Raw genomic sequence first — 17,030 nt, 5'->3', positions numbered from 1 at the left:
TCCAAGGGGATGGCTCTTAAAAAACTAGCAATGAAATGAGGATTTTTTCATGTCGTTAAATGAATCCGCAGCAATAGTATCACCTGTATCAGAAAAAAAATTCTCAGAATGGAGAAAACAAGATACGGTATGGATGTTAAGTCTTTATGGTACAGCAATAGGTGCTGGAACCCTCTTTCTGCCCATAGATGCGGGGCTTAATGGTATTTTACCTCTAATCATTATGGCGTTGCTGGCATTTCCGATGACCTACTATTCTCATCGAGCCTTGTGCCGGTTTGTATTATCTGGATCGTCTCCACACAATGACATCACTGAAGTAGTAGAAGAGCATTTCGGCTCATTCGCTGGCAGGATGTTAACCGGTTTATATTTCTTTGCCATCTACCCCATTTTATTAATGTATAGTGTGGCAATAACGAACACAACAGAAAGCTTCATTGTCAATCAAATGGGACTGAATGCTCCGCCAAGAGCACTTCTGGCTATTGTATTAATCCTGGCATTAATGGCCATAGTACGATTTGGACAGGAAATTATCGTTAAATCAATGTCTTTGCTGGTATATCCTTTCGCAACTATATTATTCCTCCTGTCTTTATATTTAATACCCAACTGGAACAATGCCATATTACAGCAAAGCAACTCCTTACAGGCTAATGGTGGACATGGATTATTAATGACCTTATGGTTGATCATTCCTGTCATGGTATTTTCTTTTAATCATTCCCCCATAATCTCTTCTTTTGCCGTAAGTCAAAAACAGCAATACGGTAATCAGGCAGATAAACGAAGCTCATTAATTATGAAATACAGCCATTTACTTATGGTTTTTTCAGTAATGTTCTTTGTATTCAGCTGTGTCTTTAGTCTGTCACCTCAGGATTTAATGCAGGCCAAGCAACAAAATATCTCTATTTTGTCTTATCTGGCCAATCACTTTAATACTCCGGTCATTGCTTATCTAGCACCCGTTATTGCGTTTATTGCCATTTCAAAATCTTTTCTTGGCCACTATCTTGGAGCAAAAGAAGGTATGAGCGGTATTATTGTTAAAGCCCTGAAATCTTCTGGAAAAACCATCAGTAAAAACGCGCTACATCGAGTCATTGAAGTATTTATGATTCTGACTTGTTGGGTTGTTGCAACAATTAATCCCAATATCCTGAAAATGATAGAAACATTAGGTGGGCCAGTAATTGCAATCCTGTTATTTATTATGCCAATGTATGCCATTGCCCGGGTTCCAGCGATGAAAAAATACAGTAACCATATCAGTAATGTATTTATCACCATCATGGGGATTATCTCCATCTCGGCAATTATTTATGGGTTAATTTAGGGAGTACTGAGTCGAAAGGCTTGCATGCTTCGGCTTTACACCCTGAATGATCCTCACTTATTCTACGTCATCCTCGTTTTTTATATGGCATCCTCGCGAAAGCGGGGATCCATCCTAATTACCAGCACAACAATGACAAACTTATAAAAAGTGCCAATTAAGATAAATGAACGTGCATTTGTTCCTTTAGATTATCCCTGACAGGATTCCTCCTAATCTCCTTGGTTACCAACCTGAACCTCATTAGGCGATATTTATTTGATCTTCATTGTTGAATTGACGACTACCGGACACGGATCGACAACAGGAGCATTACTAAAGAAAGAAAAGCAATTAAACCCTTTAGGTTTTAATCGCTCTAACTCACGCTCAATGATGTTGTTCATTTCACCTTGAGTGGAGGTCCAACCGAATAAGCCTCTGATTTGACGAATGATCCATAGCCTGCTTCGTAACTGTCGGATGTATTGCAGTCCTGCACATTGCGATTTCGTTGAGTGTCCATTAACATCTTTCTTCAACTGAATCAGTATCTTTTTAAACTCAGGATTTGCTCTATTCTCTTTCGTGTATCTGGCGACACATTCTATTGCTAAATTCTTTTTATTCTTTAAACAAAAACGGTGATCCTCACCGATGTCTCGGAGAATGTCTTTAAATTGATCATAGGATTTGGCCTGAGCAACTCTATCCATATAAGGTGTGACAAATTTATAATGTTCTACCTTCTCAAATTTATTAAATAATTTGAATTCCTTTGATTGAGAAGCGCCATGCTCCAATAAATGGCGCATGGTAAAACGAAGATCCTGACGAACATCCTCAGGGTGAGATTCAGCTGAGTGGACCATGTGTACAGCACAATCCAGGGGAGTTTTTCCCTGATTATTTTTTTTATTAATTAAATGCCCGTATTTTTGTATGGTTTCTTCATAACGATAGTCACCGAGTTTGATGGCAATATGCAGCGGTGTATCACCCTCATCAATGCCATCATCAGAAACACACAAGTGCTGATGTGTTTGCATCGTTTGTTCAAGCTGCTCAAGTACCAGTTTATTGTCTTGTGTATGATCAGGCACTATTTCGTTTAATAAGACTTTCTTTTCTTCTGACGTTAAATTAACGAGAAACTGGCGAAATTCCTTTAATGAAAAAAGTACTGATCTTAATTGAGCCTGCCTGGAAGCGGTTGCCTGAGTTAATAATGCGATTTGCGCCCTATCACAGGATTTACTTCCATCCAGACATTCATTTAAAGATTTAACCAGTAATTCATTCGGCAATAAAATATGTTTATAAAACGACATCCATTTTGCTTTTTTAAACTCAGGCAAATCCTTTAATTGAGCGAAGGCTGCAACTTCATCCTGATTATGATACTCCTTATCGCTCCATGGATTGGGAAACATACTGAGTTTGGTTGGCCAATAGGAGTTAGCTGAATCCCTGATTTTGGGAAAATCCAGCACGTCTTTTGCTGTAATATTAAATGCATTATCACCATTCAACCAATGAGATGGTCTTGCAAAATAAAAAGACATAATGCTATCAGCAAACATTAAATCATGATCAATTTTAAAAAAGACAACTTTTGGCTTTCCATCGTGTTCCACCAGATAAAAACCAAAATTGCCCTTATGCAAATCATCCTCTTCCAAGGTAAAAGAACTGGCGAATATATTGGCTAAAGAAGAGTAATCAATACTTAGCGTCTTTGACTTTTCCGCTTTCAATAATGATTTGAAGAAAGCCGGTGGTAATTTATCAAGAAAATAAAGCGGTATCTCTTCCGCGGATTGTACCGATTTTTTCTCCAGTTGCTTTATTGAACCTGACTGATCCAAAGAATAAAAAGGGTGGCTCAGCCCCTCATTTTTTTCTACGACGTAACCTAGATGCTCTACTCCTAATCCAACAATCTTCTGGGAATCATCCACTACAAACTTCTGGTCAGGAATTGAGACTCCGGACATAAACAGGCCGGCCAGTTTACTGAAGGCTATTTCAAGTTGTGAAAATTGCGGATTTCCGAATTTATTTTTTTTAAAAATAATTTTGATTGGTTTCCCTTTTTTATCAGGAGGAATATAGGTTGCGTCAGGATAGGTTTCATGCCCGGAAAGCAAGGACTTTCCGAGTTCAATATCTTTAATTTGATAAAGTGAAACCATGAGGATACGTCAAAAATAATAAGTTCATTATTTTAACATAGTGTTCAAAAAAATCAAAACGCGCGTGTTATTTAAAATTTATCTAAATCATCCGGTTGGATAGTTAGATTATCGTCTTTAGAATCAAAGCTCTTTTCTTCATTAAGCCGAATTTGCAAACCCACATTATTTTTAGAGTCAGCGTATTTAATTGCGCTTTCTTTGGTAATTTTACCTTCTTTATATAAATTGAGTAATGCCTGATCAAAAGTCTGCATCCCTTGTTCCGTACTTCGAGCCATAACCTCCTTGATTTCCTCGACTTTACCTTTCTCAATCAAATCAGAAATGTAGGGCGTATTAATTAATATTTCAACTGCTGCGATGCGTTGATTAGCAATTCCAGGAATTAATCGCAAAGAAATGATCGCGCGTAAATTAAGGGATAAATCCATTAAAATCTGTTGTTTTGCGTCTTCCGGGAAAAAATTGATTATCCTATCCAAAGTTTGGTTTGCATTATTGGCATGCAGGGTAGAAATACATAAATGTCCGGTTTCAGCATAGGCTATAGCATGTTTCATGGAGTTCCGTTCACGTATTTCCCCAATCAAAATAACATCAGGCGCTTCTCTCATGGCATTTTTCAAAGCATTATCATAACTTAAAGTATCTATCCCAATTTCACGTTGATCGACTATGGATTTTTTATGTTCATGTAGGTATTCAATGGGATCTTCTATAGTCAGGATATGACCTCTAGTCGTTTGATTACGATGATCAATCATGGCAGCCAAAGTAGTTGATTTACCTGAACCGGTAGATCCAACAACCAATACCAGACCGCGAATTTCCTGTACTATGGTTTTTAATATCAACGGCAGTCTTAGTTCTTCTATGGATGGGATTATCCCTTTTATATAACGCACCACCATCGCTACTTCCCCACGCTGCCGGAAAATATTGATCCTGAAACGACCCACACCTTTTATGGATAAGGCCATATTCAGTTCCATATTGGCCTCAAATTCCTTCTGTTGTTCATCATTGGTTATTGATAAAACGATTTCAGCCATTTGCTGCGACTTAATCGCAGCCTGACCTATAGGTGAAGTAACCCCTTGAATTTTAATATTGGGAGGAGCTCCCACACTGAAGAATAAATCCGAAGCCTCTTTATCAACCATCAATTTAAAAAAAGGAGTTATATCCATATATAGGCTCAACTTATTAATTTTTATATAATAAGTTTAGTCAAAACTGATGAATATGCTAATCACTTCTATAGGTTGTTTCAAAACATTCCCCCTATTTAAGCACAGTTGGAAATAAAGGATGATCCATTCTGGCTCCAGCAGGTAATTCATCAACCAGTCCCGGAAAATCTGGGGAAGTAACCCATGATCTTGGCGCGTGAGTCATATCATCCCCTAGAAAACGTACTGAAAACACTCGCCTTCTCTGCTGAATATTTACTCCCCTTGCCATATGTAAGGTCAACATATGAAAACAGACCACATCACCTGGTTCTATATCCCAACCGATAATCGGAAAATCCTCTCTTGACTGCTCAATATCAGGTAACTCCTGCAAACTTCCTTCAGGAAACCATTTAGCCTGATTGTCCATAAACGATCTGGGCATTAGCCATGGCCCTAAATGAGAGCCGGCAACAAATTCCAAAGTGGATTCCCTGCTCACCGGATCTACCGGAATCCAAAAGCTGCAATTTTGTTTCCCCGCCACATTATAATAAGGTTGATCTTGATGCCAGGGTGTGACTTGACGCGTTCCGGGTTCTTTTACCAGTAAATGATCATGATAAAGCCTTACGTCCTGGCTCTGCATTAGCTGAGCCGCAACAGCTCCAAGTTGGGTATCAAATAGGATATTTTGGTAAAACGGATTATTTTGCCAGGTACAAAAATCTTCAACAAAAAAACCCGGATCATCCGATCTGCTCGCCACTTTAGCTCTTGAACTTAAATTGGATAAATTTAGCTCTATGCCCTGACGTAAGGTATCGATTTCATCCGCACTCAATAATTGACGGAGACAGACCGCGCCATCTCTCTGGAAGGAATTTATTTCATCATCAAGTTGAACCCGTTCTGATACAGTACGATTGAACATCACATTTTCTCCAATACATCCCGCAAATATTTTACCGGCTCAATAATCATGGTGGAACCTTGTTGCTTGGGAGCGTTAGCAAAAGGAACTATTGCTCTTTTGAATCCATGCTTTACTGCCTCTTTAATCCGCTCCTGACCGCTCTGTACAGGCCTGATTTCTCCAGCCAAACCGACTTCACCAAAAATAATGGTTTCACTATCAAAGACCCGATTTCGCAAACTGGAAACTACGGCAGCCAACAGAGCCAGATCGCTGCCTGTTTCTGTGACTTTAACGCCGCCCACCACATTGATAAACACATCCTGATCGTAGGTTGCAATACCCCCATGCCGATGCAGCACAGCAAGCAAAATTGCTAGTCGATTATGCTCCAACCCTGCAGTTACTCGTTTAGCCTGTTGTCCATGGGCCTCATCAACCAGGGCCTGAACTTCAACCAGCATCGGGCGTGAGCCCTCCCAGGTCACCATCACCGCACTGCCGGGAGTGGGTTCCGGTTGTCGTGATAAAAATATTGCTGAAGGATTCGCCACTTCCTTCAAACCTTTATCGGTCATCGCAAAGACACCGAGTTCATTAACGGCTCCGAAGCGATTTTTAATGGCTCGAATCACCCGAAATCTGCTGTCACTTTGCCCTTCAAAATAAAGAACACTGTCAACCATATGTTCTAAAACCCTGGGCCCCGCCAGAGTACCTTCTTTGGTAACATGGCCTACGAGAAAAACAGCGGTTTGCGTCATTTTGGCAAAACGTACCAATTGAGCAGCAGACTCTCTGACCTGGCTTACCCCTCCGGGTGCTGAACTGATGCTTTCGGTAAAAATAGTTTGAATGGAGTCGACTACAATAATTCGCGGTTGTTCCTTTTGGGCATGGGCAATTATCGACTCCACCTGAGTCTCAGCCAATAACCGCAATCCCGCAAGAGGTAAACCCAGTCGCTGAGCTCGCATGGCAACCTGTTGTAAGGATTCTTCACCGGTAACGTATAATACCGTTTCCTGCATGGATAAATTTGCCAAAGTCTGTAATAACAAAGTGGATTTACCAATCCCTGGATCGCCCCCGATCAAGACTACAGAACCATAAACCAAACCACCACCTAACACTCTGTTCAATTCAGATAATCCACAGTCCATGCGAATCTCTTTATCCATAACTACGTCTTCAACAGCAGTGATCACAGAACGCTGATTAGCCCATTGGCCACTTCGAGAATTTCGGTTCTCAGGTACGATTCCTTCTTCAGATATTGAATTCCAGGATCCGCACTGAGTACATTGCCCAGCCCACTGTTTGAACGTTGCTGCACATTGGTTACAAACAAACTGGGTTTTTATCTTCATTACAATTAACCTTGATTAATCCATTACAATTAAGTGATAAATGATAACTGATAGTTAAAATAATTACCTAAGGAATTTTATTAATGGAGCACAATAGCTTCATTAGGGCGTGTTGACAATTGACCCAAATCGCCTACCTACCGCGCTTTATGCGCGGTATCCAGTTGAACTACGGGTCTTGTGTTGTAATATGTTAATACAGGATGAGTGGATGCCGCGCATAAAGCGCGGCACGTAGAGAGGGGGAGTTGAATTGTCAACAGACCCTAGTGAGGAGATAAAGACGTCGTAACTGAGGGTACGGCTATTACAGGAGTGGCTTTTTGCTCATCATAATTGAATAGCGGTGGAAAATGGACTCCTGCAGAGGGATCAGGCTCCAGATGATCAACCAGCTGCTCGGAAGCATCCATTAAATCAGGCTTCATAACATCGTGTTTCGTGTTCATTACATGCGCTGATCTCAGATCCTGAAACAAAGATAATACACATTGAAAAGGTAAAAACACGGTCAGAACCACTCCGGCTATTACCCCTAATGCAAGAGTCACTGGAATAGCAAGTAACAATACGGGACTTGAAATGAGTGCAAAAAATAAAGAAAAACCTCTTACAAGATCACTATTTTCCTTTGTAGCCGTTCCTCTAAAAAGTGTAATCAACAGATTAAGAGGCGTTATTGATAGATTGAACGTATCGTACATATTTTTTTTGAAGTCAGTATAACTTTGTTCCACTTGACTCATATAAGACTCCTTAAAATCAATAATTCATGGCCTTTTTTGGACAGAAGTTTAACATGCTCTACATTAAGATTTTATTAAAAATTTTTTTAATTGAAGATTCAGGTCATCATGTGTCCCAATTCAACCCCAATTGAAAGTTGAATCCTCAGCCTAACTCAGTATAATCACAGCATTTCAGGATATTGAGAACTCTAATGAGTAAAGGCATTAATTTCGAACAATCAGTCACAGAGCTCGAAGAAATAGTTAAACAGTTAGAAAAAGGCGAACTCTCTCTTGAGGACTCTCTAAAACAATTTGAAAAAGGAATTGGATTAGCCAGACGTTGTCAGGATGTACTGAATCAGGCCGAACAAAAAATAGAAACGCTTACGGCCTCTCATTCTACCTCTGAACCCCAATCGGATGAGCCAACAAGTGATTGATACCTATATCCAACGTCATGAGAACTGTCTCAGACAGATACTGAATACCACGCATATTCCTGCAGATCGTATTTATTCAGCATTAAATTATTCATTATTCCCGGGTGGCAAAAGAATCAGGCCCATCATGGTTTATTTAGCTGGTGAACTGCTCGATATCGATATTCAAATTCTTGATATTATTGCTGCAGCCATAGAATTAACGCATTGTTATTCATTAATACATGATGATCTTCCCGCCATGGATGATGATGATTTACGGAGGGGAAAACCAAGTTGTCATAAAGCGTACGATGAGGCTACCGCAATTCTGGTTGGCGATGGAATGCAGGCATTGGCTATTGAAGTATTATTAACTCATTTACCAGGATTATTAAACCCATCACAGATTGTTTCAATTACCAGAACATTAGTGAAAGCCAGCGGTGTAAGCGGGATGGTTAGCGGACAATGCCTTGATCTGACCAAACTGGCATCTTCTTCAGTTTCCGAAGAAGAACTGCGAAAAATACACCTTCTCAAAACTGGTCAACTGATCACGGCCTGTTTTGAAATGGTATTGGCTGCGCAAAATACGACTCACGAACACACTGAAGCAGCGCTTAGGGATTATGCAAAACATATCGGTCTGGTATTCCAGATGCAAGACGATTATCTGGACAGGTATGCGCCAGCAAACCTTCTTGGTAAAGGGAGATCATCAGATACAGCAAATCAAAAGACCACCTTTGCTACACTCTATACCCAAAACCAACTGGAAGAAAAAATTTCGGAGCATTATCAAATTGCCCTGGATTCACTCCAAGTATTTGATAAAAAAGCGATCGCTTTAATTGAATTAACCAGGCAATTGCACAATAGAAGCAATTATTCCTGAATAATGATGCCTGGGTGCGTTGACACATTCGCAACCTACCGCGACCTGTTCGGTATTGTTGGGGTTACCCCTCATTAAGTAAAGGAATTTCGCTTCGAAGCCTTGGCGCATAGGCTTCGTGACCTAAAGTATCCCCTTATAATTTATAACGCCCAAAATGCATGTATTTAAGTCTTAATGGCCTTATAAATACCCGTCTTTGCGAGCAACGCGAAGCAATCCAGAACGGAGCATTATTGAATAGGTGCTCTGGATTGCTTCACTACGTTCGCAAAGACGAATTTTATACTGAATAGATGATAATTATCCTTGCTAGAATAACCTCTGACCTCGTAGCCTTGGCGCATAGGCTTCGTGACCTAAAGTATCCTCTTATAATTTATAACGCCAAAAATGCATATGATTAAGTCTTAATGGCCTTATAAATACCCGTCTTTGCGAGCAACGCGAAGCAATCCAGAACGGAGCATTATTAGATAGCTGTTCTGGATTGCTTCACTCCGTTCGCAAAGACGAATTTTATATTGAATAGAAGATAATTATCCTTGCTAGAATTACCTCTAGTCTTGTAGCCTTGCCGCATAGGCTTAGTGACCTAAAGTATCCCCTTATAATTTATAACGCCAAAAATGCATATATTTATGTCTTAATGGCCTTATAAATACCCGTCTTTGCGAGCAACGCGAAGCAATCCAGAACGGAGCATTATTAGATAGCTGTTCTGGATTGCTTCACTCCGTTCGCAAAGACGAATTTTATATTGAATAGACGAATAGAATTCGTTCAATCTAAGCTTTATTAATCCGAATCTGTGATACCGGGATTAAGGTCTCAATGCCTTTATCAGTTTTCCTCTGTTCGCCCTTCCATGCATGTCCATACACCACTTCATAAGTCAAAGGATACTTACCGTTATCAGCAATCAACCCAGCGTAATTCTTTTCAAATTGTTGCCATGCAGTCCGACCGGTTAAACCATGATTTCTTTCAGGATTTATATTTCGTACTCCCTGAGCTCTCAATGCAGCAATTAATTTGGGTAGGGTCTCATAGTGAACCGATAATAATTCCATATCCATAACAGGATCTAAAAAATGCTCCGCCATAAGGCTGTCACCAATATCATGCATATCACTAAACTGATTAACATGAGCATAATGATTCGCGCCAGACCAAGCCATTTTAAGTTCCTTGAATGTATCAGGTCCCAAAGTAGTAAACATCAGGCAGCCGTTAACGTTCATCACGCGATTAATTTCACGAAAAACCTGAGCCAATGGATTGGCCCAGTGAATTACCTGATTGGTAAACACCAAGTCAAACATTCCGGTTGCAAAAGGCATATGCTTCATATCTGCGGCAACTAAAGACCATTTTCGGCGCCAGGTCTGTTTTTTTCTGGCGAGAGCTAACATGCCTGGAACCAGATCCAATCCAATAATCTGAGCTTTAGGATAAAGTAAGGATAATTCCTTTGAAAACGAGCCAGGACCACATCCCAGATCAAGAATTCGCTGAGGAGCAATTTTCAAATAATGAAGACGCTCAAACAACCGATCTCCAATCTCTTGCTGGACCTTAGCGGCACGTTCATATTCTTCGGCATGGTTACTAAATGCCTTGCTAATTTCATTTTTGACAGCCATCATAAGACCAAGGATAAGTTAATATATAGGAAATCCAACGCTCGTGCGTCAGAAATTGCTCAGTATAACACAGAGTTTGCGTCTGCCCTCAATATGCACACTCTGCAACCAATTTCATAAAGGACCTCTTGCAGTATGTTCTTTTTGTGTGGGATTGATAAAACCTTTAGGATCTGCTTGCATCCATTGTGCATCGCCCCTTCCTGATGAACAATACCTCATTTGTGGATCATGTATTATAAAACCACCACATTATGATAAAGCGATTATCGGTTATACTTTTGATGAGCCTTTGCGCAGCCTTATTCATCAATTCAAATACCAAAATGGCCTCCATCTCTGTAATTTTTTATGTCAGTTAATGCTTGATGCCCTACAAAAAACACAGGATATCCCCCAATGCTTAATTCCGGTTCCTATGCATCCCCTCAGAATCAAGCAACGCGGATTCAATCAGGCCGCGCTTCTTACCAAAAAATTAGCTCGAAAATTAAAGATACCTTATGATTTAACCAGTTGCCAAAAAAGAATTAATACAGCGCCCCAAGCCAGTCTGGACCGAGAGCAAAGACAAAAAAATGTACGTAAGGCATTTCATGCAACGCCCTTGCCTTATGAACATGTTGCTATCATTGATGATCTCCTCACTACCGGAAATACTGCTAATGAATTAGCCTTGGCGCTGAAAAAAACCGGAATTAAACAAGTGGATGTCTGGTGCTGTGCCAGAACAGTGACTCACTCTTTACCAGATAAACCAGGGTAAAAACACACTCTGTTTCAAACCCGAAAATACGCACATCATCCCATACACTTCATCGGGATTAATGCAAAAATCGGCTCAAATCATTCACTAAAAGATTAACCAGCACAACGGTAAACACAATGACCATTAATCGATGTAATAAGACTTCCATTGCTACAGAAATAGGTTTTCCACGGATTTTTTCTATAAGCGCATAGAGTATAGACCCACCATCAAGCCCGGGAACGGGAAATAAATTTACCAATGCAACTGCACAACTTAAACTGGCTATAAAATAGAAAAAAACAACAATCCCCTGTATCAAAGAGGCAACTGAAGCTGCAAACAAACCTAAAGGCCCGAGCAAAATGGTAAACGGAATGACCCCGGTAAATAATTGTTTTAATATCATCAGAAAAAAATAAAACAGATGTACCATAGCTCTGCTTGCTTTATTAATAGCCTGTAACAATGAAGGTGCTTGAAACAATCCGGTTGGGGCTGATAAATCAGGTTTTATACCAAGACCAGACAATAGCGAACGCTCAGTGCCAGTAAATTTTATCTGACTTAAATTGATTTTTAATTCCTTGATTTCCTGATTATCAGGCTGTTTCAAAGAGATATTAACCTCTTTTTTTCCCCACAGAATGACCAGTTGCATCCCAACATCCTGCCACGATGACGTACTGTATCCATCAACAGCAATAAATTGATCACCAGATATTACGCCAGCATGAGCAGCGATACTGTTGGGTTGAACGGATTGCACCAAAGGTAATCGATAATTCAGACCAATATAGAATACAAAAACAAACGCCAACCAGGCGGTAATCAAATTGGCTAAAGCGCCAGAAATCAAAATAACACTACGGTTCCAGATTGGTTTCTTGTCAAAACAGAAGGCATATTCTGCAGGATCCACCGGACTTATTCTTGAATTAAGCAATTGAACATAGCCGCCCAATGGCCACATAGCCCATACCCATTCGCATCCACTGGCACTGTTCCATTGAACCAGGGGTTTACCAAAACCTATTGATATTTTTTTAATCTTTACTTGAAACATGCGTGCTGCCAGCGCATGCCCTGCTTCATGTATTCCCACGACTAATATCAGTGTGAATATTATGGCGATCACTGCCATAACCATAGAGAACTCCTGTATTTTAAATCCGCCAACCTATTTACTGGTATTATCTACCACTAATTGCAGCATGGGAATTCCTTTTCTTCCATTTAACTCATAGCCTTTTCTATAGACTTCAAATACACGATAGGCTTGATTGGATTCACTATCAATGAGTTCAACCTCATCACCCTGTTCATCAACTAATGTAACGGTTAAATGAATTTCACGAAATCCTTCAACATGATAACGTTCTTTAAATAATTGCAATACTCGCTCCAGACTCTTCACCGTTTCATCAGCATTATGTTGACCTTGAAGGATAATATCCATTTGACGCTCCTTTTCAGATTACACATTGTGTGCAAAAAGTGGCTATCATTGTTGGCGGCCAATTAAAAAAGTTCTTTAGAAATACAAGGAATTTCTTCATTCTCTACAAATTTGACCGTGAATCGGTTACAATCCATCAATTAACTTTTATTACTAACTTGACTTACGAATAACCCTAAAATTCCCTGATTAAAAATATCTTTTAACGAAGAAACCGGGCATTTTTCGCGAGTCCTAACTAAGAATTCAGATTCCATGGTGTTTGTTGCTTGCGGGCTCAATCATAAAACTGCTCCAATAAACGTGCGTGAAAAAGTCGCTCTGCCTCCTGCTATGCAGGATTCATTATTAAATAGACTGATGAGTCTTCCTGAAATTAATGAGGCCGCTATTTTATCAACATGCAATCGCACCGAGATCTATTGTGATACAGATGATCCCAACGTTATCGCAGGTTGGTTAGCTCATGAACATCACATACCACAGGATTTACTGACACCCTTTCTCTATCTGCACGAAGGTCACCAGGGTATAAAACATACTCTGCGAGTCGCCAGCGGACTGGACTCCATGATGATAGGCGAACCTCAGATTCTTGGCCAAATGAAACAAGCCTATCATCAAGCATGCCGATTAGGCACGGTCAAATCTCAACTAAGGCCAGTATTCGAATACATATTCAGTGCGTCAAAAAGAATAAGAACGCACAGTGGAATTGGAGCGAACCCGGTATCTATTGCCTATGCAGCGGTGCAATTGATCGGCCAATTATTTACAAATTTCCGATCTCTGAATGTGTTTTTAATTGGTTCGGGAGAAACCACTTCCCTGGTAGCCAAATATTTACACCAGCAAGGTGTGCATCAGTTCATGGTTGCGAGTCGCACCCTTGAAAATGCGAAAAAACTTGCCGATTCTTTCGGAGGGAACACACTGTCTATTGGTGATATTCCTCAATACCTTCCTCAGGCTGATGTCGTTATTTCTGCAACCGCGTGCCCCCTCCCATTCATTAATAAAAGTCTGGTGGAACATGCTCTGAAACAAAGAAATAATGCTCCCATGTTTTTTCTGGATTTAGCAGTCCCCAGAGATATTGAAACCAATGTTAAAGAATTGGATCAGGTACAACTCTATAATATTGATGATCTGCAAATCATGATAGAAAATGGGATGAATGAACGACGCAATGCGGCACTTCAGGCAGAACAATTAATCGAAAGTGAACTCGATAACTACATACGCTGGCATCGCTCATTAAGAGCCAAAGACGTAATCTGTGATTATCGCAATCAAATGCAACAATTGGCTCAATTGGAATTACAACGTGCCCTGAAAAAATTATCCACGGGAGAAAGTCAGTCCTCTGTTTTAAATGAATTTAGCGAGCGCCTGGTCAATAAGTTAATTCACAATCCAACCACCGGCCTGAGACAAATAGCCTGGGATGGACGAGAAGATTTATTGGCTTTGGCACAATATCTCTTTAATACTACAACCTGATGTCAAACACCTTATGAAGAAATCTCTTGAATTAAAATTACAGCAAATGTTGGAACGCTTTCAGGAAGTCGGACGTTTACTGTCTGAAGCATCCGTAATCGCCGACCAAAATCAGTTCAAATCGTTATCTAAAGAATACGCACAACTGGAACCCGTCGCTACCTGTTATGAGTCTTATATTGAGGCTAAAAATAATCTGAACTCCCTTCAGGAAATGCTGGATGGCGATGATGCAGAGTTAGCGTCTATGGCGGAAGAGGAACTGGATGGTGCAAAACAACTGATAGATGATTTGGATGAGCAATTACAATGGCATTTAATTCCTAAAGATCCAGACGATGAACGAAATATCTATCTGGAAGTACGCGCAGGAACAGGCGGAGATGAAGCCGCGATTTTCGCTGGCGATCTTTATCGTATGTACAGCCGATATGCGGAAAATCAAGGCTGGCAGCTTGAGTTAATCAGTGCCAGCCATGGCGAGCACGGGGGATATAAAGAAATAATTGCCAGAATCTGCGGCAATGCAGTTTATTCCCAACTCAAATTTGAATCAGGCGCACATCGTGTACAACGAGTTCCTGAAACCGAATCTCAGGGGCGAGTTCATACCTCAGCCTGTACGGTAGCCATCATGCCAGAAGTTGAGGAAATTGATGAAATTCAAATAAATCCGGATGATTTACGCATTGATACCTACCGCTCATCTGGAGCGGGAGGCCAGCACGTAAACAAAACCGATTCCGCGATTAGAATTACTCACATACCGACTGGTGTTGTCGTTGAGTGCCAGGATGAACGTTCACAGCATAAAAACCGCTCCAAGGCGATGTCCCTGTTAAAAACCCGCTTATTGGATGCAGAACAAAGCAAACAAAAAAAAGAACAGGCACAAACCCGTAAATCACTGGTAGGATCAGGAGATCGTTCCGAACGTATTCGAACTTATAATTTCCCTCAAGGGCGTCTGACTGATCATCGGATCAATCTGACCATCTACCAACTTAACGATGTAATGGAAGGAAATTTATCCCTGGTAATCGATTCATTAAAACGCGAATACCATGCTGAGTTACTTGCGGAATTGGGCCGACATGATTGATATTCGCACGGCTCTTGAACGAGCCATGCAACAACTTGACAAACCCCATGCTGAATCACGTCTGGAGGCAGAACTCTTATTAAGCCATGTATTACATAAAAACAGAGCTTATATTTTTGCCCATCCCGAAGCATTAATAAACCCGAGTCAATTGGAAGCATATCAGCAGTTAATCGCGCAACGCGCCGAGGGGATGCCTATTGCCTATCTGACAGGCCAACGTGAATTCTGGTCTCTGAATTTAAAAGTAAGCAAAGATACTTTAATCCCGAGACATGAAACGGAACTTCTTGTAGAACTAGCCCTGGATTTAATACCTGACACACCCGAAACCTGCATATTGGATCTGGGTACCGGGAGTGGGGCTATTGCCCTGGCAATTGCCAGTGAAAGGCCCAAGTGGAAGATTATCGCTTCCGACTTCAGTAAAGCAGCTTTAAAAGTCGCGCAGGACAATGCAGTACACCTTGGAATTACCAACGTCCATTTCTATCATTCATCCTGGTTTAGTACTCTCCCCAGACACCATTATCATGCTATTATTTCCAATCCACCTTATATTGCTGAGCAGGATCCTCATTTAAAACAGGGAGATGTCAGATTTGAACCACTAAGTGCTTTAGCCAGTGGTCAAGATGGATTAGCTGATCTACAATATATTATCCAGCACAGTTATGAATGCCTTTTACCCGGTGGCTTGATATTACTTGAACATGGATACGATCAAAAAATCCATCTTAACGCTATACTTAATAAATTAGGATATAAAAATGTTCAATGTTGGCAGGATATTCAAGGTCATGATAGGGTTAGTGGAGGTTGGCATCCTTAATTAATAAATAGGTAACATTATTTTGTTGATGATGCTGCAGTAATTTGGTATACCTAGCCATTTTCTGTAAAGCTCGTTTCAGAGTAACAGTTGGAGACGGAGGCCAAAATGACAGAACAATTAATTGATAAAACCAATGAGAGATTATACAACGTGAAAAACGACGCAATAGGAAGCATGGGAATTGCCCCTTATCAGGAAGCTGATGGGGAAGAATATATGAATGAAAAGCAGTTAGCACATATTGAAAAAATATTGCTAGCCTGGCGTCAATCATTAATGGAAGAAGTTGACCGAACTGTGACGCACATGAAAGACGAAGCAGCCAATTTTCCTGACCCTTCTGACAGAGCGAGCCAGGAAGAAGAGTTCAGTATTGAATTACGTACACGTGACCGTGAGCGCAAACTCATTAAGAAAATTGAAGATGCACTGGAACGATTAAGAAATGACGATTTTGGTTACTGTGAGGCCTGTGGCATAGAAATTGGTCTGAAAAGACTGGAAGCAAGACCAACGGCCACTTTATGCATCGATTGCAAAACTTTATCCGAAATCAAGGAACGACAAAATCAAGGTTCATAGAGACCTCGTTAAACTTTACATTCATCAATTATCATGCCCTGTTACAAAACAGTCCAATACTCGTCATCTTTACATAACTGAGATGACGAGTTTCTACAACCGGTTCAAACAAGAGAATAAATCGAAG

Annotated in this window: 16 protein-coding genes; 8 read left to right on the top strand and 8 right to left on the bottom strand. The window is 40.5% G+C overall.

Annotated features, from left to right (window positions below):
• Positions 1-49 precede the first annotated feature (49 nt).
• Positions 50-1,342 (top strand): serine/threonine transporter, encoded by a 1,293-nt coding sequence (locus Lqua_RS12705; protein ID WP_058474654.1) that lies wholly within the window; start codon positions 50-52, stop codon positions 1,340-1,342.
• Positions 1,343-1,596: 254 nt separating this feature from the next.
• Here Lqua_RS12705 and ankK read toward each other — a convergent pair whose 3' ends face one another.
• The 5 genes from ankK to Lqua_RS12680 all read right to left on the bottom strand — a co-directional run bounded on the left by ankK (position 1,597) and on the right by Lqua_RS12680 (position 7,726).
• Complete coding sequence (ankK, locus tag Lqua_RS12700; RefSeq protein WP_058474653.1) at positions 1,597-3,516, bottom strand: Dot/Icm T4SS effector AnkK/LegA5; 1,920 nt, start codon at positions 3,514-3,516, stop codon at positions 1,597-1,599.
• A 71-nt stretch (positions 3,517-3,587) separates the two neighbouring features.
• A complete protein-coding gene (locus Lqua_RS12695) occupies positions 3,588-4,709 on the bottom strand; it encodes a PilT/PilU family type 4a pilus ATPase (RefSeq protein ID WP_058474652.1) in 1,122 nt (373 codons plus the stop codon).
• 94 nt (positions 4,710-4,803) lie between these two features.
• Positions 4,804-5,628, bottom strand: a complete 825-nt coding sequence (locus Lqua_RS12690) for a phytanoyl-CoA dioxygenase family protein (protein ID WP_083501330.1) — start codon at positions 5,626-5,628, stop codon at positions 4,804-4,806.
• Positions 5,628-6,980, bottom strand: a complete 1,353-nt coding sequence (radA, locus tag Lqua_RS12685) for a DNA repair protein RadA (protein ID WP_058474650.1) — start codon at positions 6,978-6,980, stop codon at positions 5,628-5,630. The genes Lqua_RS12690 and radA overlap by 1 nt, the downstream gene beginning before the upstream one ends.
• 266 nt (positions 6,981-7,246) lie before the next feature.
• A complete protein-coding gene (locus Lqua_RS12680; RefSeq protein ID WP_058474649.1) occupies positions 7,247-7,726 on the bottom strand; it encodes a hypothetical protein in 480 nt (159 codons plus the stop codon).
• 194 nt (positions 7,727-7,920) lie between these two features.
• Between Lqua_RS12680 and Lqua_RS12675 the strand changes: the two genes are divergently transcribed.
• Both Lqua_RS12675 and Lqua_RS12670 read left to right on the top strand, forming a co-directional pair.
• Positions 7,921-8,151 (top strand): exodeoxyribonuclease VII small subunit, encoded by a 231-nt coding sequence (locus Lqua_RS12675; protein ID WP_058474648.1) that lies wholly within the window; start codon positions 7,921-7,923, stop codon positions 8,149-8,151.
• Entirely contained in the window at positions 8,132-9,028 is an 897-nt protein-coding gene (locus tag Lqua_RS12670) for a polyprenyl synthetase family protein (RefSeq protein WP_115148778.1), read from the top strand. The genes Lqua_RS12675 and Lqua_RS12670 overlap by 20 nt, the downstream gene beginning before the upstream one ends.
• 788 nt (positions 9,029-9,816) lie before the next feature.
• Here the strand turns inward: Lqua_RS12670 and bioC are convergent.
• Positions 9,817-10,674, bottom strand: coding sequence for a malonyl-ACP O-methyltransferase BioC (bioC, locus tag Lqua_RS12665; protein ID WP_058474646.1), 858 nt, complete (start codon positions 10,672-10,674; stop codon positions 9,817-9,819).
• Between the two features lie 43 nt (positions 10,675-10,717).
• Between bioC and Lqua_RS12660 the strand changes: the two genes are divergently transcribed.
• The gene (locus Lqua_RS12660; protein WP_420798064.1) at positions 10,718-11,440 is read left to right on the top strand and encodes a ComF family protein; all 723 of its coding nucleotides are present in this window, start codon (positions 10,718-10,720) and stop codon (positions 11,438-11,440) included.
• A gap of 58 nt (positions 11,441-11,498) precedes the next feature.
• On the opposite strand, the gene Lqua_RS12655 is transcribed toward Lqua_RS12660, so the two are convergent.
• On the bottom strand, positions 11,499-12,572 hold the full coding sequence (locus Lqua_RS12655; protein ID WP_058474645.1) for a M50 family metallopeptidase: 1,074 nt from the start codon (positions 12,570-12,572) through the stop codon (positions 11,499-11,501).
• A 30-nt stretch (positions 12,573-12,602) separates the two neighbouring features.
• A complete protein-coding gene (locus tag Lqua_RS12650; protein WP_058474644.1) occupies positions 12,603-12,881 on the bottom strand; it encodes a hypothetical protein in 279 nt (92 codons plus the stop codon).
• Between the two features lie 255 nt (positions 12,882-13,136).
• Between Lqua_RS12650 and hemA the strand changes: the two genes are divergently transcribed.
• The 4 genes from hemA to dksA all read left to right on the top strand — a co-directional run bounded on the left by hemA (position 13,137) and on the right by dksA (position 16,903).
• On the top strand, positions 13,137-14,384 hold the full coding sequence (gene hemA, locus Lqua_RS12645; RefSeq protein ID WP_058474643.1) for a glutamyl-tRNA reductase: 1,248 nt from the start codon (positions 13,137-13,139) through the stop codon (positions 14,382-14,384).
• Between the two features lie 13 nt (positions 14,385-14,397).
• On the top strand, positions 14,398-15,486 hold the full coding sequence (gene prfA, locus Lqua_RS12640; protein ID WP_058474642.1) for a peptide chain release factor 1: 1,089 nt from the start codon (positions 14,398-14,400) through the stop codon (positions 15,484-15,486).
• Positions 15,479-16,318 (top strand): peptide chain release factor N(5)-glutamine methyltransferase, encoded by an 840-nt coding sequence (gene prmC / locus Lqua_RS12635; protein ID WP_058474641.1) that lies wholly within the window; start codon positions 15,479-15,481, stop codon positions 16,316-16,318. The genes prfA and prmC overlap by 8 nt, the downstream gene beginning before the upstream one ends.
• Before the next feature lie 108 nt (positions 16,319-16,426).
• Positions 16,427-16,903, top strand: coding sequence for an RNA polymerase-binding protein DksA (dksA, locus tag Lqua_RS12630; RefSeq protein ID WP_028384317.1), 477 nt, complete (start codon positions 16,427-16,429; stop codon positions 16,901-16,903).
• Positions 16,904-17,030: the final 127 nt, after the last annotated feature.

The organism is Legionella quateirensis (assembly GCF_001467955.1).
GTDB classification, from domain to species: domain Bacteria; phylum Pseudomonadota; class Gammaproteobacteria; order Legionellales; family Legionellaceae; genus Legionella; species Legionella quateirensis.
Note: the sequence above shows the minus strand (reverse complement) of the source record. Positions and strands in the feature narration are given on the sequence as shown.